Annotated in this window: 19 protein-coding genes; 7 read left to right on the top strand and 12 right to left on the bottom strand. The window is 65.4% G+C overall.

Annotation, left to right across the window (positions count from 1 at the left end):
- Positions 1–79 precede the first annotated feature (79 nt).
- Entirely contained in the window at positions 80–1,012 is a 933-nt protein-coding gene (locus tag ACESNG_RS17740; RefSeq protein ID WP_373070099.1) for an L-lactate dehydrogenase, read from the top strand.
- On the opposite strand, the gene ACESNG_RS17735 is transcribed toward ACESNG_RS17740, so the two are convergent.
- Complete coding sequence (locus ACESNG_RS17735; protein ID WP_373070097.1) at positions 976–1,707, bottom strand: cyclase family protein; 732 nt, start codon at positions 1,705–1,707, stop codon at positions 976–978. The genes ACESNG_RS17740 and ACESNG_RS17735 overlap by 37 nt on opposite strands.
- A gap of 46 nt (positions 1,708–1,753) precedes the next feature.
- Complete coding sequence (locus ACESNG_RS17730) at positions 1,754–2,371, bottom strand: superoxide dismutase family protein (RefSeq protein WP_373070095.1); 618 nt, start codon at positions 2,369–2,371, stop codon at positions 1,754–1,756.
- 97 nt (positions 2,372–2,468) lie between these two features.
- Here ACESNG_RS17730 and ACESNG_RS17725 point away from each other — a divergent pair, with 97 nt between their 5' ends.
- Together ACESNG_RS17725 and ACESNG_RS17720 are read left to right on the top strand one after the other, a co-directional pair.
- The gene (locus ACESNG_RS17725; RefSeq protein WP_373070093.1) at positions 2,469–3,680 is read left to right on the top strand and encodes a flavin monoamine oxidase family protein; all 1,212 of its coding nucleotides are present in this window, start codon (positions 2,469–2,471) and stop codon (positions 3,678–3,680) included.
- A 19-nt stretch (positions 3,681–3,699) separates the two neighbouring features.
- On the top strand, positions 3,700–4,161 hold the full coding sequence (locus ACESNG_RS17720; RefSeq protein ID WP_373070090.1) for a M23 family metallopeptidase: 462 nt from the start codon (positions 3,700–3,702) through the stop codon (positions 4,159–4,161).
- Here the strand turns inward: ACESNG_RS17720 and ACESNG_RS17715 are convergent.
- The 3 genes from ACESNG_RS17715 to ACESNG_RS17705 all read right to left on the bottom strand — a co-directional run bounded on the left by ACESNG_RS17715 (position 4,152) and on the right by ACESNG_RS17705 (position 6,692).
- The gene (locus ACESNG_RS17715; protein ID WP_373062155.1) at positions 4,152–4,871 is read right to left on the bottom strand and encodes a DUF1499 domain-containing protein; all 720 of its coding nucleotides are present in this window, start codon (positions 4,869–4,871) and stop codon (positions 4,152–4,154) included. The two genes, ACESNG_RS17720 and ACESNG_RS17715, sit on opposite strands and share 10 nt — an antisense overlap.
- Positions 4,872–4,903: 32 nt before the next feature.
- Positions 4,904–5,923 carry a fatty acid desaturase gene (locus ACESNG_RS17710; RefSeq protein WP_373062157.1) on the bottom strand — a complete coding sequence of 340 codons (1,020 nt, stop codon included), beginning with the start codon at positions 5,921–5,923 and terminating at the stop codon, positions 4,904–4,906.
- Between the two features lie 235 nt (positions 5,924–6,158).
- Positions 6,159–6,692 carry a hypothetical protein gene (locus tag ACESNG_RS17705; protein WP_373062161.1) on the bottom strand — a complete coding sequence of 178 codons (534 nt, stop codon included), beginning with the start codon at positions 6,690–6,692 and terminating at the stop codon, positions 6,159–6,161.
- Here ACESNG_RS17705 and ACESNG_RS17700 point away from each other — a divergent pair.
- Positions 6,676–7,485, top strand: a complete 810-nt coding sequence (locus ACESNG_RS17700; protein WP_373070088.1) for a hypothetical protein — start codon at positions 6,676–6,678, stop codon at positions 7,483–7,485. The genes ACESNG_RS17705 and ACESNG_RS17700 overlap by 17 nt on opposite strands.
- Here the strand turns inward: ACESNG_RS17700 and ACESNG_RS17695 are convergent.
- From ACESNG_RS17695 to ACESNG_RS17665, 7 genes are all read right to left on the bottom strand, one after another.
- On the bottom strand, positions 7,475–8,806 hold the full coding sequence (locus tag ACESNG_RS17695) for a M20 family metallopeptidase (protein WP_373062164.1): 1,332 nt from the start codon (positions 8,804–8,806) through the stop codon (positions 7,475–7,477). The two genes, ACESNG_RS17700 and ACESNG_RS17695, sit on opposite strands and share 11 nt — an antisense overlap.
- Before the next feature lie 95 nt (positions 8,807–8,901).
- A complete protein-coding gene (locus tag ACESNG_RS17690) occupies positions 8,902–9,336 on the bottom strand; it encodes a hypothetical protein (protein ID WP_373070086.1) in 435 nt (144 codons plus the stop codon).
- Positions 9,317–9,874 carry a hypothetical protein gene (locus ACESNG_RS17685; protein WP_373070084.1) on the bottom strand — a complete coding sequence of 186 codons (558 nt, stop codon included), beginning with the start codon at positions 9,872–9,874 and terminating at the stop codon, positions 9,317–9,319. Before ACESNG_RS17685 ends, ACESNG_RS17690 begins: the two co-directional genes overlap by 20 nt.
- An 8-nt stretch (positions 9,875–9,882) precedes the next feature.
- On the bottom strand, positions 9,883–11,460 hold the full coding sequence (locus tag ACESNG_RS17680; protein WP_373070082.1) for a M28 family peptidase: 1,578 nt from the start codon (positions 11,458–11,460) through the stop codon (positions 9,883–9,885).
- 14 nt (positions 11,461–11,474) lie between these two features.
- A complete protein-coding gene (locus ACESNG_RS17675) occupies positions 11,475–13,850 on the bottom strand; it encodes a molybdopterin cofactor-binding domain-containing protein (protein WP_373070080.1) in 2,376 nt (791 codons plus the stop codon).
- Entirely contained in the window at positions 13,847–14,314 is a 468-nt protein-coding gene (locus tag ACESNG_RS17670; protein ID WP_373062174.1) for a (2Fe-2S)-binding protein, read from the bottom strand. The genes ACESNG_RS17675 and ACESNG_RS17670 overlap by 4 nt, the downstream gene beginning before the upstream one ends.
- 63 nt (positions 14,315–14,377) lie before the next feature.
- Positions 14,378–16,594 carry an FG-GAP-like repeat-containing protein gene (locus ACESNG_RS17665; protein ID WP_373070078.1) on the bottom strand — a complete coding sequence of 739 codons (2,217 nt, stop codon included), beginning with the start codon at positions 16,592–16,594 and terminating at the stop codon, positions 14,378–14,380.
- A gap of 157 nt (positions 16,595–16,751) precedes the next feature.
- Here ACESNG_RS17665 and ACESNG_RS17660 point away from each other — a divergent pair, with 157 nt between their 5' ends.
- The 3 genes from ACESNG_RS17660 to ACESNG_RS17650 all read left to right on the top strand — a co-directional run.
- On the top strand, positions 16,752–18,905 hold the full coding sequence (locus tag ACESNG_RS17660) for a prolyl oligopeptidase family serine peptidase (protein WP_373070076.1): 2,154 nt from the start codon (positions 16,752–16,754) through the stop codon (positions 18,903–18,905).
- 65 nt (positions 18,906–18,970) lie between these two features.
- Positions 18,971–19,399: a CBS domain-containing protein gene (locus tag ACESNG_RS17655; protein ID WP_373062180.1), complete on the top strand. Its 429-nt coding sequence runs from the start codon at positions 18,971–18,973 to the stop codon at positions 19,397–19,399.
- Positions 19,400–19,412: 13 nt separating this feature from the next.
- On the top strand, positions 19,413–19,855 hold a 443-nt coding region (locus tag ACESNG_RS17650; protein WP_373070074.1), incomplete at its 3' end, for an amidase family protein.

Genomic DNA, 19,855 nt, shown 5'->3' with positions numbered 1-19,855 from the left:
GGCGCTTGTGCCGCTCCGACGGTTTCTACGTGGCGCCTTATAGCCGGACGGTATCCGGCCTTTCTCACTGAGACATCACATGGCTCGACGCGTCGCCATCATCGGCACCGGCTGGGTAGGATCGAGCGTCGCCATCTCCACGCTGCAACTCGGAGTGGCCGACGAGCTCCTTCTCCACGATGTGCGCACCGAGGTCGCTGAGGGCGAGGCGATGGATCTGGCGCAGGGCAGTTCGTTCTACCCCGCCGCCACGGTTCGGACGGCCACCATCGACGAGATGATCGATGCCGACGCGATCGTCATTGCGGCGGGACGCAACGGCAAACCTGGAGAGTCGCGACTCGCGATGCTGCGCGACAATGCGGCGCTCGCGCGCGAACTCGGCGCACGACTTGCGGCGGCGCGCGGCGTAATCGTGGTAGTCACGAACCCCGTGGACGTGCTCACCCGCGTGGTCCTCGAAGCCTCCGGGCTGTCATCGTCGCGCGTGATCGGCACCGGCACAATGCTCGACACGGCGCGACTTCGCGAAGCATTGGCGCGCGAACTCGAGCTCGACCCGCGCTCGGTGCATGCGCAGGTAGTCGGCGAGCACGGCGACTCCGAGGTGGTGCTCTGGTCGAGTGTGCAGATCGGTGGCGTAACGTTGGCGCAATGGCCCGGCTGGCACGCCGATCGCGAGACGCTCATAGCCGGCGAGGTGCGTTCGGCCGCATACGAGATCATAAAGCGGAAGGGCGCGACCAATCACGCAATCGGCCTGGTTACCGCGACGCTGCTGCGCACGATTCTTCGAGGGGAGCGCCGGGTGCTCACGGTGTCACGGTGGCAGGAGGGCGCGTCGGGACTGCGCGATGTCGCGCTCTCGATGCCGACCATTGTGGGAAGTGGGGGCGCCGAGTTGGTGCTGGAGCCGCAGATGCTGCCGCAGGAGCGGGAGCGGCTCGGGCGTTCCGCTCAGGTGCTGCGTGACGCCTATGCGAGTGTGTTAGCGAGTGTGTGCGACGCATAAGATACGGTCGCGAAGGCGCGCACGGGGAATGTCCCCACGCCCACCAACTTGGGCGGTACGGCGGTGAACGTGAAGCCGGCATCGGGCAACAGCTGCAGATTGCACAAATGCTCGGCGATCAGAATTTCTTCACGCAGCAACACCGTGTGCACCGGACGCGTGCCGCGCTCGGTGTCGTCGATGTTCATCGAGTCGATGCCCACCAGCACCGCGCCGGCATCACGCAGCCAGATCGCCGCCTGCTCGGTGAGATACGGGTGCCCTTCGAAGTACGCGTCGGTGCCCCAGTGCGCATCCCAACCGGTGTGCACCAGCACCGCCTTGCCGCGCACCTCGCGCCCTGCGAGTCGCTCCGACAGCTGCGCGACGTCGATTCCTCGCCCGTCGCTTCCGCGCCCGTCGCGTTCCGAGGCGCGCATCACCAGCGCCGGCTGATTCACGAAGCGCTCGAGGGGCATCGAGGCCGTATCGCGTCCGTCGGCATAGCGATGAAACGGGCAGTCGATGTAGGTGCCCGTGTTGGTGACCAACTCCACCTTACCGATCTGAAACTCAGTGCCCGGTTCGTACAGGTCGCGTGAATCCTCACGACTCAGGTAGTCACAAATCACCGGTGCCGGAAGACCCTTGTAGTACACCACGCCATGTTCGATGGCGTGGCTGAGGTCTACCAGCGTGTGCGTGGCAGTCGTCATGGCGTGTGCGCGTTCAGACAATTGTTCAGGCAACCGCCGTCGAGGTTCAGGAGCCGTTCACGACGCCGCAGGCCACGCGAGCGCCGGAGTTGCCCGACGGATCGGTCTTGTAGTCGTCGGCGGTGGCATGAATCACAATCGACGCACCGTCGGAGTCGAGCAGCGGGTTCTCGCCACGGAGTGAGCCGGCCGGTGTCGACATCTTCACCACGACGCTGCCGTCCGCACCGACCGTGACGTTCATGATGTCGCCGAAGTGCGGGCCGGCTTCGTTGGTCGAGCCATGCTGTTTGGGCGTCGGGCTCCAATGCGGTCCTGCGCTAGCGAAATCGGGGCCGTCGCAACGGCCGACCGCGTGGATGTGCATGCCATGTATACCCGGCGTGAGGCCACGCAATGTGCCGTCCACCACGATCGCGGCGCCGGCGTCGGTGAGCGTGAGCACGCCGAGCTCACGTCCGCTGGAATCCATCATCTTCGCAGTCACGCCGGTGCCGGTGCCCGCGGCACTCGTGGAGTCGAGCGTGAGCGCAGCGGCGGAGTCGGCCGCCATCGCCGAGTCCCTGGCTGCGGCATCTTCGGCCTTGCTGCAGGCGGCGAGCAGGAGTGCGACACCGAGCGCGGCAGTGGCGCGGATGGCGACGAGGGACGAGACGGATCGCATGAACATGTCCTGGCTGGTTGGAAAATCCGGGGCAGAGCAACAAGTCTACTGCACAGGCCGTGCTAGGCGCGTCGCTTTTCTGTAGCTTACCCACCGAATGCCCGAGTACCGCTTCGTACCACCGATGCACTTCAAGACCGATATCGCAGTCGTCGGCGGCGGCCTGGCTGGCCTGACGGCCGCTTGGCAGCTCGCGACGGCGGGGCACCACGTGACCCTCTTCGAGGCCCGATCGCGGCTTGGCGGCCGTGTGCTGACCGCGCTGGCGGCACCTTTAGGCGACATCCCGTGGCTCGATCTCGGTCCGGCGTGGATCTGGCCACATCAGCAGCACGTTCGCGCGCTGGTCGCGCACTTCGGGCTCGAGCTGTTCGAGCAGCACCGCGACGGGCTCGCGCTGTACGAGGCGGGCGACGGACGCGCACCGGAAACGTTCGATGCGTCGGCGCAATCCGATCGTTCGTTCCGGCTGGTGAGTGGCATGTCGGCACTGACGCACGCGTTGTACGGCGCCTCACAGGCCGCGCCGACACCGGTAACCGTTCGTCTCGACGCGGCGGTGCACACACTGACGGTGCAACAGCGCGGCGTGCGGATCGACGGCAACGGCTTCAGCAGCATGGCCGGTCGTGTGGTAATGGCCGTGCCGCCGCGTATCGTGGCGCGTGATATCGCGTTCGCGCCAGCGCTGTCCGACACCATGCGGTCTACGCTCGCCGACACTGTCACGTGGATGGGCCACGCGATGAAGTGTGTGGCGACCTACGACACGCCGTTCTGGCGGCACTCGGGTCGCTCCGGCTATGCGGTGAGCCAGAGCGGCCCGCTACAGGAGATTCACGACGCCTGCACGCCGCCGCATCATGACGCGCCGGCCGGTCATGCCCTCATGGGCTTCGTGGTGCCGCGCACCAGCGCGGCGGCGCGAGCGTTCCGCGATGCCCGCATCGACGAGCGTCGAACTGCCGTGCTGAGTCAACTGGCGCGACTGTTCGGTGCGGAGGCGCTGAACGCCAGCGGCTACGCCGAATACGACTGGACACGGGATCCACTCAGCTGCGGACTGAAAGACGAGATGCTTCCCGCTGCACATCCCGACTACGGGCGCGCGCTCTTCAGCGGTGGCGTTGCCAGCGCCGCGATCAGCAGCTCAGCCGGCACACGTACTGGCGACCCGTGGAACGGGCGCCTCATTTGGGCCGGCACCGAAACCTCGGAAATCGGTGGCGGGTATCTTGATGGAGCCGTGGCAGGGGGATGGCGAGCCGCCGAAACGGTCATCTCCCTGGGAAAGGTGTCCTGCACGTGATCGCATCGCTGTACGTCGCGTGGCAACCGGCATCGCCGAAGGCCGGCGCGCCGTGTCACGTAACGCGCACGACACGCCGCGTCAGTGGTCATCACCGTTTCTCGCGCCGCGCACTTCGCGCATAACGAGTCCCTTCGGCGGTGGGCGAACCTTCAACGGGGCGGTCACCAGTCGTCACATGGGCACCGACTACGCCGGTGCCATCGGCGCTCCGGTGCGCGCCGCCAACCACGGCATCGTGCGCATCGTCGACGCGTTCACACTCGACGGCAACGTGATCTACGTCGATCATGGCGAAGGACTCGTCACCGCGTACCTACATCTCAGCAAACAGCTGGTGGCGGTCGGCGACACGGTGGCGCGCGGCGATACGATCGGCCGCGTGGGCGCCACCGGACGTGTGACCGGGCCCCACCTGCATTTCATCGCGCGCTACGGCACGATCACAGTCGATCCTGCGGGACTCGAGCGTCAGCGCTGACGCTGTAGCTCATCGAGGTAACGCACGATCCGCGCGGCATTCGCACCAACGTCGCTGCGACCGACGCGCGACACCGATCGCACGTCGACCCGGGACCCGGCGTTCGCCGAACGGACACGTACCACGACGTCGTCCTTGAATCCGAACCAGGTCGTCGTGGCCGTGGCCTCCAGACGTCCGCTTGGCGCGTCGCCCGACACGATCTCCCAGCCCATGGCCTTCGCGGCGGCAACGGCACGAGCAAATGCGACCGATGGCGGCACCTCGAGCATGAGCGGCTGCACGTCGGGGTACGCCGCCCGCTGCAGCGCGGCGACGCTGTCGCCGGCATACTCGGCGGCGTTCGTCGCCGAGGCGCGCCTCGGCAGGACGACCACGAAGGCCGGCGGGTCTGCCATATCCGTCGTGATGTCATGGATCGGCGGCACCCGCTTCGCCGTCTGCGAGAACCGATACGGCACACCGACGGACAGACCCGACAGGAGCAGGCCGAACACCAGCGCAACTCGGCTCCAGCCTTGCGGGCGCGTGAGCAGAAATGCCACGACACACACCACGAATGCCGCGACGCCCACATACGCCGAGTAGCGGAGCATGGACAGGCCGGTGCGGTAGTGCCACAGGCCAAAGCGCGTCCCAATCCCCGACATCGTGAGCATCGCACTGCCCGCCACCGACAGCAGCAGCGCCAACGCACTGATCGCTTTCACGCAACCACTCCGGGGTCGGCGTGCATACCGTGTTACGCGGCCTGCACGTCGCTGAAGCGCACCAGCCGCCTCGTGTCCTCATCGTACAGCGCCAGACGCAGCGCCTTCACACCCATGCGGATCGTCATGGTGGGCGCATTCTCGAAGATCGGATTGGCGTCGTGCGCTTCCTGCAGGCGGAAATTGGGAATCTTGGGGCCGATGTGGTGCACATGGTGCAGACCGATGCTACCGGTGAACCATTGCAGGATCGGATTGAGCCGCAGGTGTGAACTGCCCGTGATCGCGGCCGTGGCGTAGTCCCACTCGTCGTGCGATTCCCAGTACGCATCTTCGAACTGGTGCTGCACGTAGAACAGCCAGATACCGGCAGCGGCGGCTACGTACATGCACGGCAGATACACGAGCAGGAACGCGCGCGGCCCCCACAACAGGATCGACACGGTGATCGCTGCGGCAACCGCGAGATTCGTGTACCACACGCTGTACAGCTGTTTGGTCTTCGTGGCCTTGCTGCGACCGCGGAAGCGCTGGTTCAGCATGAGATGCAGCGGGCCCACCAACATCAACGACAGCGGATGACGAATGAGCCGGTAGATCAATCGGCCACGTGCATCACGCTCGAGGTACTCCTTCACCGTCATCGTGGGCACGTCACCGTGACCGCGGCGATCGAGATCTCCCGACGACGCATGGTGCAACGCATGATCACGACGCCACTGCGCGAACGGTGTGAGCGTCATCACACCGGTCACGAAGCCCAGGGCATCGTTGACCTTGGGCCACGGCAGGTACGACGAGTGCGAGCAGTCATGCATGATGATGAACGTGCGCACCAGCAGACCCGCACCGGGCAGCACGAGCAGCGCCGAGACCCACGGCGCTGTATCGAGGAAGTAGTACATCGCCCACAGCAGCGCGGCCAGCGGAACGAGTGTATTCAGCACTTGCCACACGGCGCGACGCAAATCCGCACCGGCATACTTGGCCACGATCGTGGTCCACTCCGAACGGGGGACCTCCAACGTGCGGGACTGGAGCTGCTCAGCCATGCAGGACGTAACCTTGAAACGAGGGCAGGAAAGCGCAGCGACGGCGCGCCAATCACCGTGAAGTATCGCAGGGAGAGCGAACTCGGCGATAGCCCATGTCTGACTATTACGCGCCTGCCCTGATTTGTGTTCCTTTTGGCTGGCATGCTCCGGTTCTTGTGCGCATTGATGGATGCAAACGCCCCCCGACCTGCCGACCGGGGGGCGTTTGCGTGGAGCGGACCGCCGCTCCGCGTCAGCGGTTCAGCGAGTTGTCGAGGAACGGGCGATTGACCAGCGTGCCGGTGGGCGAGATCGTCATATCGCCACGAAGCGTCACGGTGTAGACACGTCCAACGAGGAACGAGACGTTCAAACGGGTCACAACGTCCGCCGGCGACCCGGGCAAACGGAGCAGCAGGGTGTACGCCCCCTGCGGTATTCCAGAGTAGGTGCCGGCGGCCTTGAAGGCCGTGGCGGCCCGACCCACGGGTGTCTCGGTCATCGCGATCGTGTTGCTGAGAAAGAGCTGCATCGGCTGCGCATTCGGGCTCGCGTTGACGAAGCGCACCAACGCCTGGCTGAAGTCGAAGGTGTCGGGGAACTGGTCCTCAATGACGAAGCCATCCACGCGCTTGGCCGTGGCGTCGTAGATGCCGGCCTGATACACAGAGTAGGCCTTGCCGACCAGGATCGTACCGGGGATGGAGGAAACCGCCAGGTCCTTGTCTATCGTGGCGGTAATGCGCCCGGCGAAAAGCGAAATGGTGTACTTGCGCGACATTGCCACGGCACCGTTCTGGAAAGATTTCGATGCCGTTTCGCTCGCCGCGAAAGTGGACGTGGTCGGCGGAGTGTACGACACGCCGTTCACGCCTGATGCGCAGCTGATGGCGTTCCCTACCGTCGGCTTCCAGGATGCCAAACAGATCGCCTCTGCCGCGGTCTCGCGGGCGACGTACTACCTGGCCTCGGGGAAGCCCGCTGACGCGGAGCGAGTGCTACGCACGATCATTTCATTCGGCTTCACCTTCATCGATCAGGGTGTGACCGCGGTAGACGCCCTAGTGGGCCGTATGGTCGTCGACATCGGTCGCGACGGGCTGCATCAATTATATCTGCAAACGGGACGTGGGGACCTCGCGGTACGACTCGAGCCTGTCGTGCGACCAAAGTCGTCGGTTCGCGCGCGTCAGACACCGTTCGATGTAGTGTCGGCGCGCGCGGCCGCGCTGTCCCTCATCGGCGACCCCGCTGTGCCACGCTCACTCCGTATGGAGACGCTGGAGATGCTGTCCTACGGCGGGAGCTGCGGTAGCGTGGGCGCGATGCTGACGGGACCGTCGGACGAGTTGCGACGTGCCGTTGCCAGCGCGCGCGCGTCCATGGCTCGCTATCCGTCGGAGCAGGCATTCTTCGACCTCGTCGAGCGCACCATGGAGAACGGACCACGCGTCGAGCGCGACGCCGACATCGTGGGACGCGTCGCGTCGGGCACTGCATCGATGCTCAGCGCGATCACGGGGAATCCACGAATCGCCACCTGTACCAGGCTCGCGTCAAAAATACGAACTACGGAATGAGCTTCGGTACTCCGCCCGATCGCAGGAAGTCCATCGCCATGTTCGTCATCGCCCGCACGCCCACCGCCAACGCCCGATCATCGCCCTGAAAGAGCGGTGAGTGATTGCTGGCGACCGTTCTGGGATCGAGATGGGGCGGCGTCACGCCAAGGTTGAAAAAGAAGCCCGGCGCGATCGCGGAGAAGCGTGAGAAGTCTTCGCCGGCCATCGTGACATCACCTTCGCTGGCGCCCACCGCGCCCGCCACACGCTTCAATGTGGGATAGAACCTGGCTACCATCGCGTCGCTGTTCACCGAGCTTGGATAGCCGATGTTCACGATCACGTCGGCCGTAGCACCATGCGCCTCCGCGATGTTCGTCGCGATGCGCTTCATGCGTTCGTGAATCGTTGTCCGCGCGTCGGGATCGAAGGTGCGGATGGTGCCGATCATCCAGACGGAATCGGGGATGATGTTCTCGCGCAGTCCACCATGAATCGCACCCACCGTCACGACCGCCGGCGCCTTCGAGAGATCGAGCTGACGCGACACGATCGTCTGCAGCGCCGTCACGATTTCTGCACTGACGACGATCGGATCGACCGCATTCGACGGCATCGCACCGTGCCCCTGTCGTCCGTGCACCACGATACGCCAGCCGTCAGCGCTGGCCGAGATCACTCCGGCGCGATAGCGGATCGAGCCGAGCGGTCCCGGACCTACGTGCAGTCCGAAAATGCCATCCACACCCTTCATCACACCAGCATCGATCATCGGCTGCGCCCCGCCGCGTGGCGGCACCTCTTCGGCCGGCTGGAACAGGAACTTCACCGTGCCCGGAATCCGATTCTTGAGACCCGCCAGCACTTCCGCGGTACCCATCAGCATCGCCGTATGCATGTCATGCCCGCAGGCGTGCATGACACCCGTTTCCTGACCGTTATACACCGTGCGAACCGTCGACTTGAACGGCACGTCCACAAGCTCGGTGACGGGCAAGGCGTCCATGTCCGCCCGCAGCGCCACCGTAGGTCCGGGCTTGCCGCCCTTCAGAATGCCGACCACGCCCGGGATACCGCCCACGTTCTCCTGCACCTCGAGCCCCAGCGACTTGAGGTGCGCGGCCACCAGCGCCGCCGTGCGTTTCTCGGCGTAGCCCAACTCGGGATGCTGATGAATATCATGCCGCCAGGCGGTGACCTTATCGGCAATGGCCGCGGTACGACGATCGATCTCGGCCGCCAGCGCGGGGTCGGCCACGACCTGCTGTGCACGGAGACACGGCGCGAGGCTCAGCGAAACGGCGAGCAGCGAAACGATCAACGGACGCCGTGGGCGCATGACAGCACTGGGGAGCGGGGAACGCGAGGGACGACCAGCCGAGATCCCTGAAAGATGAGGGACAAACCACCATCGCGCGAGCGGCCGGTGCGCGATCAGCGCTTCAGCAACCGCGAAAGCAGCTCGCGCATCGCGTGCAACTGATCGATATGGTCAGGGGCCGTCGTGCCGGCAAAGCCGAGAACCTCGAAGCGTCCGATGCGCACCGCACTGAGTTGCTGCATGCCGCGTGGCCCCCACTCGAGTACCGGCGTGCGCCGCAATCCAAGCGACTGGATAGTCCGGTCGGCGGTTTCGGTGGTGCTGGCATACGTGCCCGGGAAAATCTCCGAATGCGCGATCAGCATGCGCTTCTCTCCGCGTACCGACGCGCGTGCGAACTCGGTGAGCGATGCAAGATTCGCCGTGTCGAGCACACCACCAGCCGCCAGCACTTGGCCCTCAGGCACGTACGACGTGTGCATGCCGTCCAGCAGCATCACGGCATCCACCCGCGCCATATGCCGCGGGTCACGCAGGATCGCGCGCACCGCTCCGTGACCAGCCGAGAACCCCACCAGCGTCACGCGACCGACACGCGAGTCGCGACCCGTGACCCGTGACCGCCGACACCTCGTGTGCGACGTTCACCAGCAGTGAGTCGAACGTCCGGGGATCGGCAAAGCTGCGATCGTAGATGCCGGACCCGGCACCGAGGTCGAGCACCACCGCTACCGTGCGCGATCCGAGCGCGGCCACCGCCTGCTGCGGCAACCAGGCGGCGCCATGAAAGTGGATCACGACGTCGAACACGTCCCGTGCGCGCGCGCCGTCGGGCACCCAGAGCTCGACCGGCTTCCCCGCCGGACCGGTATATGCGCGAACGGTGCCGCCCAACGACTTGGGTGTAAGGCATTCGTGCGTGCGCGTGGTCTCCAACATGGGCGACGGGTTCTGTGGCGCCACCGGCGGCGGTACAGCGCTTACGCCAGCCTGCGCCGAGGCAGCCACGGGCGAGAGACACCAGCCGAACACCGCACAACAGGTTACGAACCGCCGCGCGGCAGCGAAGGGGCGAGCGTGGCGCATCGCACCCCTCAGGGCACGATGACCGGCGTCGCGAAGAAGCTGTTCGGACGCCACGCCGGACGGCTCTTCCGGTTCGCCACGCCCAGAGCGAGATCCGCGTACAGCGCATTGAACCCCGCCGCAGCCTCGAAGTCGATCGGTTGCGCGAGGTCATCCGACATCTTGTGATACCGTTCCCGGACCCACCCGGTGAAGAGCTTCTCATTGGCGGTGCCCGGCGTGTACCCCAACTTGAACGCCAGCGACGGGACGCCACGGCGGATGAAGCTGTACTGATCGCTCCGCACGAACCGCATCTCCTGCGGCTCCGGATCAGGCAGCACACGCAGCCCTCGCGCCGTCACCACACCGTCCACATCGTCGGCCAGATCCGATTCGTCGTTGCCGTACACGAAGAGTCCCTCGAGCGGGAAGAGCGGCAGGAACATGTCGGTGTTGAGGTTGGCGACGATCGTGCCGCGCGTGATCGAGGGACGCGCCGCGAAGTAGCGCGAGCCCAGCAATCCTTTCTCTTCGGCCGTGACGGCCACGAACAGCAGTGTGCGCTTGTTGCCGCCGCGGGCGGACACCGTCCTGGCCGTTTCCAGCAGCGTTGCCGCACCGGTCGCGTTGTCCATGGTGCCGTTAAAGATGCTGTCGCCGGTGAGCACCGGTCCCTTGAACGTGCCGACATGATCGAGGTGCGCACTCAGAACGACCACCTCGTCACGCAGTGTCCGATCGGTACCCGGCAGCATGCCCACGACATTCGGCGACACGATGTCGCGCCGCACCGTAGGGAGCGTCGCACGCAACGACACCTGGAGTTCGGCCCTCGGCAGCGGCTCGCCACGCCTCGCGACCGCTACGACGCTGTCCCACACGATCCCACTGCCAGCCAGCAGCCGCGGCATGAGCGTCGGATTGAGCACACTGTTGATCCGCTGACCCCCCAGATCGTCGAGCGATGTGTCGGCCAGCGACACGGAGCTGCCAAGACGGGTGTTCTCGTTATCAACCCAGGAGCCTCCGGCACCGACGGCGGCGACGCCGACGGCCCCGGCCTGTCGCATCGCGGCCCATCGCGTGCGCGTGCCGTGCGCCAGCAACGGCGCAGAAAGTCCCTTGGGGTTCGCGTTCACATACACCACGATTTTGCCGCGCAGATCGAGCCCCCTCAGATCATCCATGCCCGCCTGTGGCAGCGTGATCCCGTAGCCGGCGAAGACCAGCGGCGCCTCGACATTACCGGTGGAGAGACGCGCCGTGACGCGCAGATCACGACCCACCGCCAGCGGAGTCCAGGCGTCACCATCGCGCAGCGCCAACGCGACGCCCTCCTTGGCCATCGCGACTTCGATGAAGCGCACGGGCTGGTACCAGCCGTCAGTCCCGGCCGGCGTAAGGCCGGCCAATCGAAACTGTTCCGCGACGTAGCGCGCCGCCGCTTCATGGCCGGGGCTGCCCATATCCCGCCCCTTCAGTGAGTCGTGCGCCAGCACCTGCACATGGCGCCACCATGCCTCAGCGGGCTGCTGCGCGGAGAGCGAATCCGGGCTCACGACGAACGTGGCGATCACGGCGGCGCACGTCGTGCGAAGTCTCATGAGGACAGACTCTTTCATCCCCCGCCGCCCCGCACACCGTCGGCGGGGCGGGTCGGCCAGCCCGCGAGTTGCCTGGCCACTGGAAGCTGTCGCACGCGCACCCCGGTAGCCGCGAAAATCGCGTTGGCGATCGCCCCACCGGCCGGCGGCACTCCGGGCTCGCCGATGCCTCCCGGCAGCCCTTCACTGGTCACCAAGTGCACATCGACCACATGCGGCGCCGTGCGCATGCGGGTGACGCCGTAGTCGCGGAAATTCGACTGCGCGACTTTGCCGGCGGCGAAGGTGACTTCACTGGTGAGCAGGTTGCTCATCGCCATGATCAGCGCGCCCTCCATCTGCGCACGCGCACGATCGGGATTCGCGATGAAGCCCGCGTCGACCGCCACCGTAGTTCTGGGCACGAGCACGGTGCCATCGGGCAGCACCTCTACCTCGACGACCATCGCCACGTAGGTCAAAAAGCTGCGATGGATCGCGATGCCGCGTCCCTTCCCGCGCGGCAATTTCGCTCCACGCCACCCGCTCTTCTCGACGGCTAATTCCACCACGTGGCGGGCGCGACCGCTGTCGAGCGGATGATCCGCCCACGTGGCGCCGTAGTTGCTCGCCGGCGACACCAGCCCCGCCTTCGAGAGATCGACCACACGATCGGGGCCCAGTAATCCAAGCAGAAAATCCGCCGGGTCCTTCTTCGCGGCGTACGCCAACTCGTCCACGAACGAGCCGATCGCGAAGCCGTGGTGAATCGCATTCACGCTGCGATACCAGCCGATGCGCGTATGCGCGACCGCCGGACAGATCTCGACACTCATGTTCGGAATGTCGAACGGAATGTCGCTCGCACCGTTCGTGAGTTCATCCGGCTCAGCTCCCGGCACATTCGGCGCGAACGTGGCACCAATGGCAGGGTACGCCGACCGATGCAGCCACGCCGTCACCTTGCCACTGGCATCGAGCCCGGCTTCGAGGCGATGCGCCGCGACTGAATGCAGGTACGAATTGCGGAGGTCGTCTTCGCGTGTCCACTGCACGCGCACCGGCGCGCCCACTTCGCGCGACAGGAACGCCGCCTCGCAGATGAAGTCCGGCTTCGACTTCCGGCCGAAGCCTCCCCCGAGCAGCGTCACATGAACCGACACGTTGGCCGCGTCGACTTTAAGATATTGTGCCACGGTGTTGCGCGCGTCCTGTGGCGATTGCGTCGGCGCCCACACCTCTACCTTGCCGTTCGCAACATTTGCCAGCGCGGCCACCGGTTCCATCTGTGCATGCGACAGGTGCGGCATGTAGTACTCGGCCGTCACGCGCTTCGCCGCACCCGCCAACGCCTTCGGCACATCGCCTACCGCGCGCCCAGCCTTTCCCGGCGCGCGCACTGACGAAAAAAGCGACGCTTTGTACGCCGTACTGTCGTACGTGGCGTTCGGACCACCGTCCCACGTGATGCGCAGCGCGTCACGCCCGCGGATCGCGGCCCACGTGTTCTTCGCGATCACCGCCACGCCACCCAGCGGGAAAAACGCTCCGGGCAGCGGCGTCTCGGGAATACGCACGATTCTCTCCACGCCCGGCACCTTCAGCGCGAGGCTGTCGTCTACAGTCGCGACCTTACCGCCCCACACTGGCGGCCGGCTGATCACGGCCACTTTCATCCCGGGCAGCGCCATGTCGGCGCCGTACATCGCGGTGCCCGTCGTCATCGGCACGAGATCGATCGACGTCATTTGCTTGCCTTCCCATCGCCGCTCGCTCGGCAACTTGATGCGCACGCGCTCCTTCGCCGGCATGGGAATCGTACGCGCCGTCGCGACCAACGCCGCATACGTCTTGGTACGTTCACTCGCGGTGTGCACCACGACACCGTTACTCGCCCGCACGGCGCTGGACGCGACGCCCCACTCCTTGGCGGCGGCATCCTCGAGCAACGCGCGCACCGTCGCGCCGGCTTCGCGGTACGCGGGCAGGAAATCACGAATGCTGGTGGAACCGTCGGTATTCTGATTGCCGTACTTCTTGTCGTCACCAAGCGCCTGCTCCACGCGGCACGTGGCCCAGTCCGCTTCCATCTCGTCGGCGATGATCATCGGCATGGTAGTACGGATGCCCTGCCCCATCTCCGAGCGGTGACAGACGATCGAAATGATCCCGTCGTCGCCGAGCCGCACATACGCGTGGGGTTCCCATGGCTCCGCATTCGGCGCAAAGAGCGAATCGGCGGCTTCGAGCCGTCGCACGCCCAGCGTGCCGGCCACGAGCAGCAGTCCGCCCATCCCCAGCAGCTTCACAAACTCGCGACGGTGCGTTTCAATCGCACCAGAGGGCCGCTCGTCGATGTCGGCCGACTCGGAATGTGTCGTGATCCACGGTAGTCGATGCCTGGCGCTCATCGCGTGGCCTCTGCGGCGGCCTTGATCGCCGCACGAATACGTGGATACGTGCCGCAGCGACAGATATGGCCGTTCATGGCCGTATCGATGTCCGTATCGGTAGGTGCGGTGTTACGAGCGAGCAGCGTGGCCGCCTGCATGATCTGTCCGCTTTGACAGAATCCACACTGCGGCACATCGATCTCGCGCCACGCCACCTGCAGCGGATGCGCACCGGTCGGGTGCAGGCCTTCTATCGTCGTCACGTTCACGTCGGCGAGGGACTGCATGCGCCGCTGGCAGGCGCGCACCGGTGCGCCGTTCACGTGCACCGTGCAGGCGCCGCACTGCGAGATACCGCAGCCGTACTTGGTACCCGTGAGCGCCAGCTCGTCGCGCAGGTACCAGAGCAACGGCATCGTGGGATCGCCGTGGAACGTACGACGCGCTCCGTTCACGGTGAGAGAGATGGGGGCGATACTCATGGTGGCTCCACGGGGTCGGATCGACGACGGATACCTACCCTCTCATTTTGGCGAGGCGGACGGCTAAGCGTTAGGGGCAGACCGCCGCTTTGCTGTTCTTCGCGTCTCTTCGCGTACTCTGCGATCTTTTTGCGAACCAGCAGGCTGTCCGACGGCTCCGAAGCAGCCGAAAGCACCGCGGTTCGCGCGAAGTCCGCGAAGGCTCGTGAAGGCTCGCGAAGAACTGCGGCACTCGCTGGAGCTACACCGTCTTGAGCCCTCCCGTGTACCCCGCCGGATGCGCACGATCTGCACCGGTAGCGTGATCGCTTGCGCCGTCACAGGCGACCGCTGAATGGCGCGAACGATGTCCATGCCGCTGGTGACGATGCCGAACGCGGCAAAGCCCTGCCCGTCCAGATTGCGATGGCCGCCGAAGTCGAGAGCGGGCTGATCACCAAGGCAGATGAAGAAGTCCGACGTCGCGCTGTCCGGGCCGCCGCGGGCCATCGACAGGGTGCCGTCGCGATGACGAAGCCCCGTGTCGCGCGTGCGCTCGAGCGGAACGGGCGCAAAGCGGGCGCCAACGCGCGACGCATTCGCGCCAGCCTGAATCACTTCGATGCGCACGGTATCCGACGGCTGATTCTGCATCGTCACGGCACGATGAAATCGACCACCGTCGTAGGCGAGCGAATCGACGTATCTCAGAAAGTTCGTCGCGCTGATCGGCGCACCGGCACTGTCGATCAGAGCCGTGATCGTCCCACGAGTCGTCTCGATCACGACGGGAATACGACCCGACCTGGGCGCCGCTACGTGTACCACCAGCGCACGCTTGGCATACGCCGCCGGTGAGACTCGACGCACCGTGCTCGTCACGCGCGTGCCGGCGACGAGCGCGGTCACCGCCACATCAACCGGCTTCATCGACGTGAGACCGATGTGCACCGGCATATCGCTCTGCGCGTCATAGCCGGATCCCGCGTCGACAAACCGAGTCGCGAGCAGTTCACGCGTGCCAGCGGCATATACTCGCACTTCCGCGCCAGCTAGCGTGGCGCGACCATCTGCATCGATCACACGCACCTGCAGTGAGCGCCGGGCAATCGCCTCCGGCAACACATGCCGCAATACCGGATGCGCCGCCTCTGGGCGGGAGCCGGCCAGCGCCAGATCGAGGGCTCCGTCGCCATCCACGTCGGCCCACTGTACGCCGTGACTGGCGGTCAGCGCCAGCAGATTCTCCGGCGTGACATCGACAAACGCCGCGGCCTTCGCGCTCCCCACGCGTACGAATAGATAGTCCCGAAAGCTCTCGGTGGCCGACACAGTACCGTTGACGAACAGATCCAGCAGGCCATCGTGATCGATGTCGGCCAACGCACAGGTATCGTAGCGCCCGTCGATCGCCACTCCCCACGACGCACTCACGTCACGGAAGGCGCCGTTGGCTGCACCGAGAAAAAGTCCATTCGGTCCGTAGTTCGCGGAGATGATGTCAGCTACGCCATCGTTGTTCACGTCGGCGACACATGGACGCACGGTGCCCTGGGTAGCAACCTTCACACCACGTCCGCCCCACGCCAGTCCGATCTGCTCGGCCACATCGGTGAAGGTTCCGCCGTCGTTGCGAAAGAAACCGTTCGCGTCGCCATCCTGATTGGCGACATACAGATCGAAGTCGCCGTCCTGCTGATAGTCGAACCACACCGCACCTACGCTCTTCCGCGCGTCAGCGAGTCCGACGCTGGCGGCCACATCGGTGAACACGCCACCGCGGTTGCGATACAGCATGTTTGCGCGATCGCGAAACGCCACGAACAGATCGAGGTCGCCGTCGCCATCGACATCGACGAACACCGGTTGCCGAACCGCGCCAGTCTCCACCGCAAGGCCGCTGGCGGCGGTGATATCGGTGAATCGCGCGCCGTCATTTCTGTACAGGCGAAGCACGGGACCGCCACCAGGGGTGAAGCCGACTAGCAAGTCGGGGTCACCATCGGCATCCACGTCGCTAAATGCCGCCGCCCGAGTGGGCCGCGCATCCGCTATGCCAGCTTCCGCCGCGATCTCGCGAAAGGTGCCGCCCGTATTCAGGTACAGGCGGTTCGGTGTTCCGTTGAAGCCCACGAACAGGTCGAGGTCGCCGTCCTGGTCAACGTCGGCGAACGCATTCGTCAGGGCTCCGCCAGCCGCGAACAGCTCCGGCTGAATGGCCTGAAACACGAGGGGGGACTGCACCGGGCGGGCGGCCGAAACCGACACGATCAGCGCGACAGCAAGGAGCCGACGAAGCATGGCATCGGGTGTGAGGGTGACGGCACCACCACGGGCTCACTTGTGCGCCCTCGTGGTTGGCCGTAACGTCGCGTGCATTCCATCGTTCGACAAGATACGGACGATTCAGTACACGAGCTCTCCCGCGCACTGCGGCCGTTACCCTCCGAGGCGTAGCATGGTGACATTTCGTTCACACCCGATCGTACACGCCGCTTTTGTCGCGCTGCTGCTCTCGCCCTCGGCCGTTTCGGCGCAGGCGACGCTCGACCAGCTCATGAGCGCGCCCTTCGCGACGAACATCGCCGCCGCCGCCACCGGTGAGCGGCTCGCGTGGACCCTCAACGAACGTGGCTTGCGCAACGTCTGGGTGGCGGAGGGTCCGCGCTTCACCGCCCGTCGTCTTACCGCTTACCTGATTGACGACGCGCAGGAGCTCAACGCGGTGCAGCTTTCGCCTGACGGCAGCCGCGTGGTGTACACTCGCGGTGGCGACTACGGCTCAAATTTCGACGACGCGCTTCCCGTCAATCCGACCGGCGCTCCTTTCCCGAACAAGACGGAGATCTGGTCCGTCCCGTTTGCAGGCGGTGCTCCGGTTTCGCTGGGAGAAGGGGAAGATCCGGTGATCTCTCCCAGAGGCGACGTGGTGGTCTTCACTCGCGCGCGTCAGCTCTGGAGTGCTCCGCTCGATGGCGCCAAGCCTGCGGTGCGGCTCTTCGACCAGCGCGGCACCGCCAGCGATCCACAGTTCTCCCCCGACGGCGGGCGCATCGCCTTCGTCTCGGGCCGCGGAGACCACGCATTCGTTGGCGTTTACACAAACGCGCAGACACCCATCCAGTATCTCGCGCCGTCCACCAATCGCGACTGGGCACCACGCTGGGCGCCCGACGGCACGTCGATCGTGTTTGGGCGTCGCGCCGGAGCCGGGGGCCCTCCGCCTAGGAACTCTGATATTCAGCCCGCGCCCTGGAGCATCTGGGTGGCCGACGTCGCCACCGGTGAAGCGACCAAACGTTGGGCGAGTGACAAAACGCTCGAGGGCAGCGTGCCGAGCACGGATGGCGGCATCAACCTGCATTGGGCCGCCGGGGATCGCATCGCGTTTCTGTCGTATCAGGACGGATGGCCGCACCTGTATTCGATGACCGCACGTGGCAGCGAGAATCCGATGCTGCTTACGCCGGGTAATCACATGGCCGAACACATTGCGCTGTCGAACGACGGTCGGCACTTGTACTACTCGGGCAATCTAGGCATCACACCTGGTGATATCGACCGTCGTCACGTGGTACGCGTGCCGGTAGACCGGGCGACTCCGGAAGTGCTGACACCCGGAACCGGCGTCGAGTGGATGCCCACTCCGCTTGGCTCCGGACGCGTGGCGGCCATCGGAGGGACGGCGCAGCGCGTGCCCTCGCCGTTCGTGCTCGACGCCGCGGCTGGCGCCCCCGCCAGCGCGAACACGCCGCGTATCGCCATTGGCGAATCGCAGATTCCCGCTGAGTTCCTGGCGGCAAAACTCGTGACACCGAAGACGGTGATCTACACCGCCTCGGACGGCGTGAAAGTTCACGGGCAGTTGTTCGAACCACCCCCCGGCGGCGCGGCACGCAAGGCGGCCGTTCTGTATGTGCATGGTGGCCCACCGCGTCAGATGCTGTTGGGTTGGCACTATGGCGACTATTACTGGAACGCCTACGCGATGAACCAATATCTGGCGAGCCGCGGATTCGTCGTACTCTCCATTAACTACCGACTCGGCATCGGCTACGGACATGACTTCCATCGTCCGCCGCACGCGGGCGTAGCCGGCGCGTCTGAGTACCTCGATGTGAAGGCTGCCGGCGAATGGCTGCGTGCTCAGCCCAACGTGGATCCCAAGCGCATCGGCATCTACGGCGGCAGCTACGGCGGCTATCTCACGGCGCTCGCCCTCGGTCGTAATTCGGATCTGTTTGCCACCGGCGTCGACATCCACGGCATACACGACATGACGGCCGATGTAGGCTCGCGGTTCGGCGGTACCGCGTGGCGGTACGAACGCTCCGCCGCCCGGATCGATTCCCTGGCGCGACTGGCCTGGCGCTCTTCCCCCGTGAGCGCCGTGAACACGTGGCGGTCGCCGGTGTTGTTCATTCACGCCGACGACGATCGCAATGTGCGTTTCGCACAAACCGTCGATCTCATTCAGCGACTGCGGGTGCGAAACGTAGACCTCGAGGAGATCACCATCGTGGACGACACCCATCACTTCATGCAGCATGCGAATCAGAAGCGGGTGAACGCCGCCATCGCGGCCTACCTGGAGAAGAAGCTGCGGCCGTAGCTGGCGCGGCGGCGGCGCAAGCCGTAGCGTACTGATCCTCTGTCACTCCTACCTGGTATCGACTCATGAAAGCTGTCAGCGAACTCCTCAAGAAGCACGACGGCACGCTCTGGCATTGCACGCCGGACATGACGGTCTACCAGGCGGTCGAGAAGTTGGCGAGCTACGGTGCCGGCGCGTTGCTCGTGATGGACGGCGATCGCCTCGCGGGTGTGTTTTCGGAGCGCGACTACACGCGCAAGATCACACTACAGGGTCGCAACTCGAAGGAGACGCTCGTATCAGAAATCATGACCGCCGACGTGTTCACGGTGAGCGCGAGCACCCGCACCCGCGACTGCATGGCGCTGATGAGCGCCAAGAAGATCCGCCATCTCCCCGTGCTCGCCGGCGACAAGGTGCTGGGTATGATCTCCATTCGCGACATCATGGACGATATCATCTCCGATCACGAGAGCACGATCGCCACGCTGCACAATTATATTCATTCGTGACCGACGCCCATCTGTGCGCACTCTGACACGCGGCGCGGCCACCCGGGCCCTGCTCACCGCGCTGCTGCTCGCGACCGCCTCGACCGCGCGCGCACAACGTGCGATCGATCTCGACGCCGCCACGATCACGGAGATCAACGCCGCGTTCGATGCAGGCACACTGTCGTCGGTGCAGTTGGTCACGCGCTACCTCGCCCGCATCGCGGCCTTTGACCGTCAGGGTCCGGCGATCCATGCCGTCATCACGCTCAACGCGAAGGCGCTCCAGACGGCCCAGGCACTCGATGCCGAGCGGAAAGCCAAGGGCAAGCGTTCGCCGCTGCACGGCATTCCGATCGTGCTCAAGGACAACTACGACACCCGCGATATGCCCACCACGGGCGGGTCGGTGCTGATGGAGGGATACGTCCCCGCACGCGACGCGGTGCTCGTGCAGAAGTTGCGCGATGCGGGCGC

Source organism: Gemmatimonas sp., from assembly GCF_041689975.1.
GTDB lineage: Bacteria > Gemmatimonadota > Gemmatimonadetes > Gemmatimonadales > Gemmatimonadaceae > Gemmatimonas.
The sequence above is the reverse complement of the archived record's forward strand: the minus strand, read 5'-3'. Positions and strand labels throughout refer to the sequence as shown.

Coding starts and splice junctions, on each gene's coding strand:
- ACESNG_RS17740 (WP_373070099.1), top strand. CDS start 80: ATGGCTCGACGCGTCGCCATCATCGGCACCGGCTGGGTAGGATCGAGC.
- ACESNG_RS17735 (WP_373070097.1), bottom strand. CDS start 1,707: ATGACGACTGCCACGCACACGCTGGTAGACCTCAGCCACGCCATCGAA.
- ACESNG_RS17730 (WP_373070095.1), bottom strand. CDS start 2,371: ATGCGATCCGTCTCGTCCCTCGTCGCCATCCGCGCCACTGCCGCGCTC.
- ACESNG_RS17725 (WP_373070093.1), top strand. CDS start 2,469: ATGCCCGAGTACCGCTTCGTACCACCGATGCACTTCAAGACCGATATC.
- ACESNG_RS17710 (WP_373062157.1), bottom strand. CDS start 5,923: ATGGCTGAGCAGCTCCAGTCCCGCACGTTGGAGGTCCCCCGTTCGGAG.
- ACESNG_RS17695 (WP_373062164.1), bottom strand. CDS start 8,806: ATGCGCCCACGGCGTCCGTTGATCGTTTCGCTGCTCGCCGTTTCGCTG.
- ACESNG_RS17685 (WP_373070084.1), bottom strand. CDS start 9,874: ATGCGCCACGCTCGCCCCTTCGCTGCCGCGCGGCGGTTCGTAACCTGT.
- ACESNG_RS17680 (WP_373070082.1), bottom strand. CDS start 11,460: ATGAGACTTCGCACGACGTGCGCCGCCGTGATCGCCACGTTCGTCGTG.
- ACESNG_RS17675 (WP_373070080.1), bottom strand. CDS start 13,850: ATGAGCGCCAGGCATCGACTACCGTGGATCACGACACATTCCGAGTCG.
- ACESNG_RS17670 (WP_373062174.1), bottom strand. CDS start 14,314: ATGAGTATCGCCCCCATCTCTCTCACCGTGAACGGAGCGCGTCGTACG.
- ACESNG_RS17665 (WP_373070078.1), bottom strand. CDS start 16,594: ATGCTTCGTCGGCTCCTTGCTGTCGCGCTGATCGTGTCGGTTTCGGCC.
- ACESNG_RS17660 (WP_373070076.1), top strand. CDS start 16,752: ATGGTGACATTTCGTTCACACCCGATCGTACACGCCGCTTTTGTCGCG.
- ACESNG_RS17655 (WP_373062180.1), top strand. CDS start 18,971: ATGAAAGCTGTCAGCGAACTCCTCAAGAAGCACGACGGCACGCTCTGG.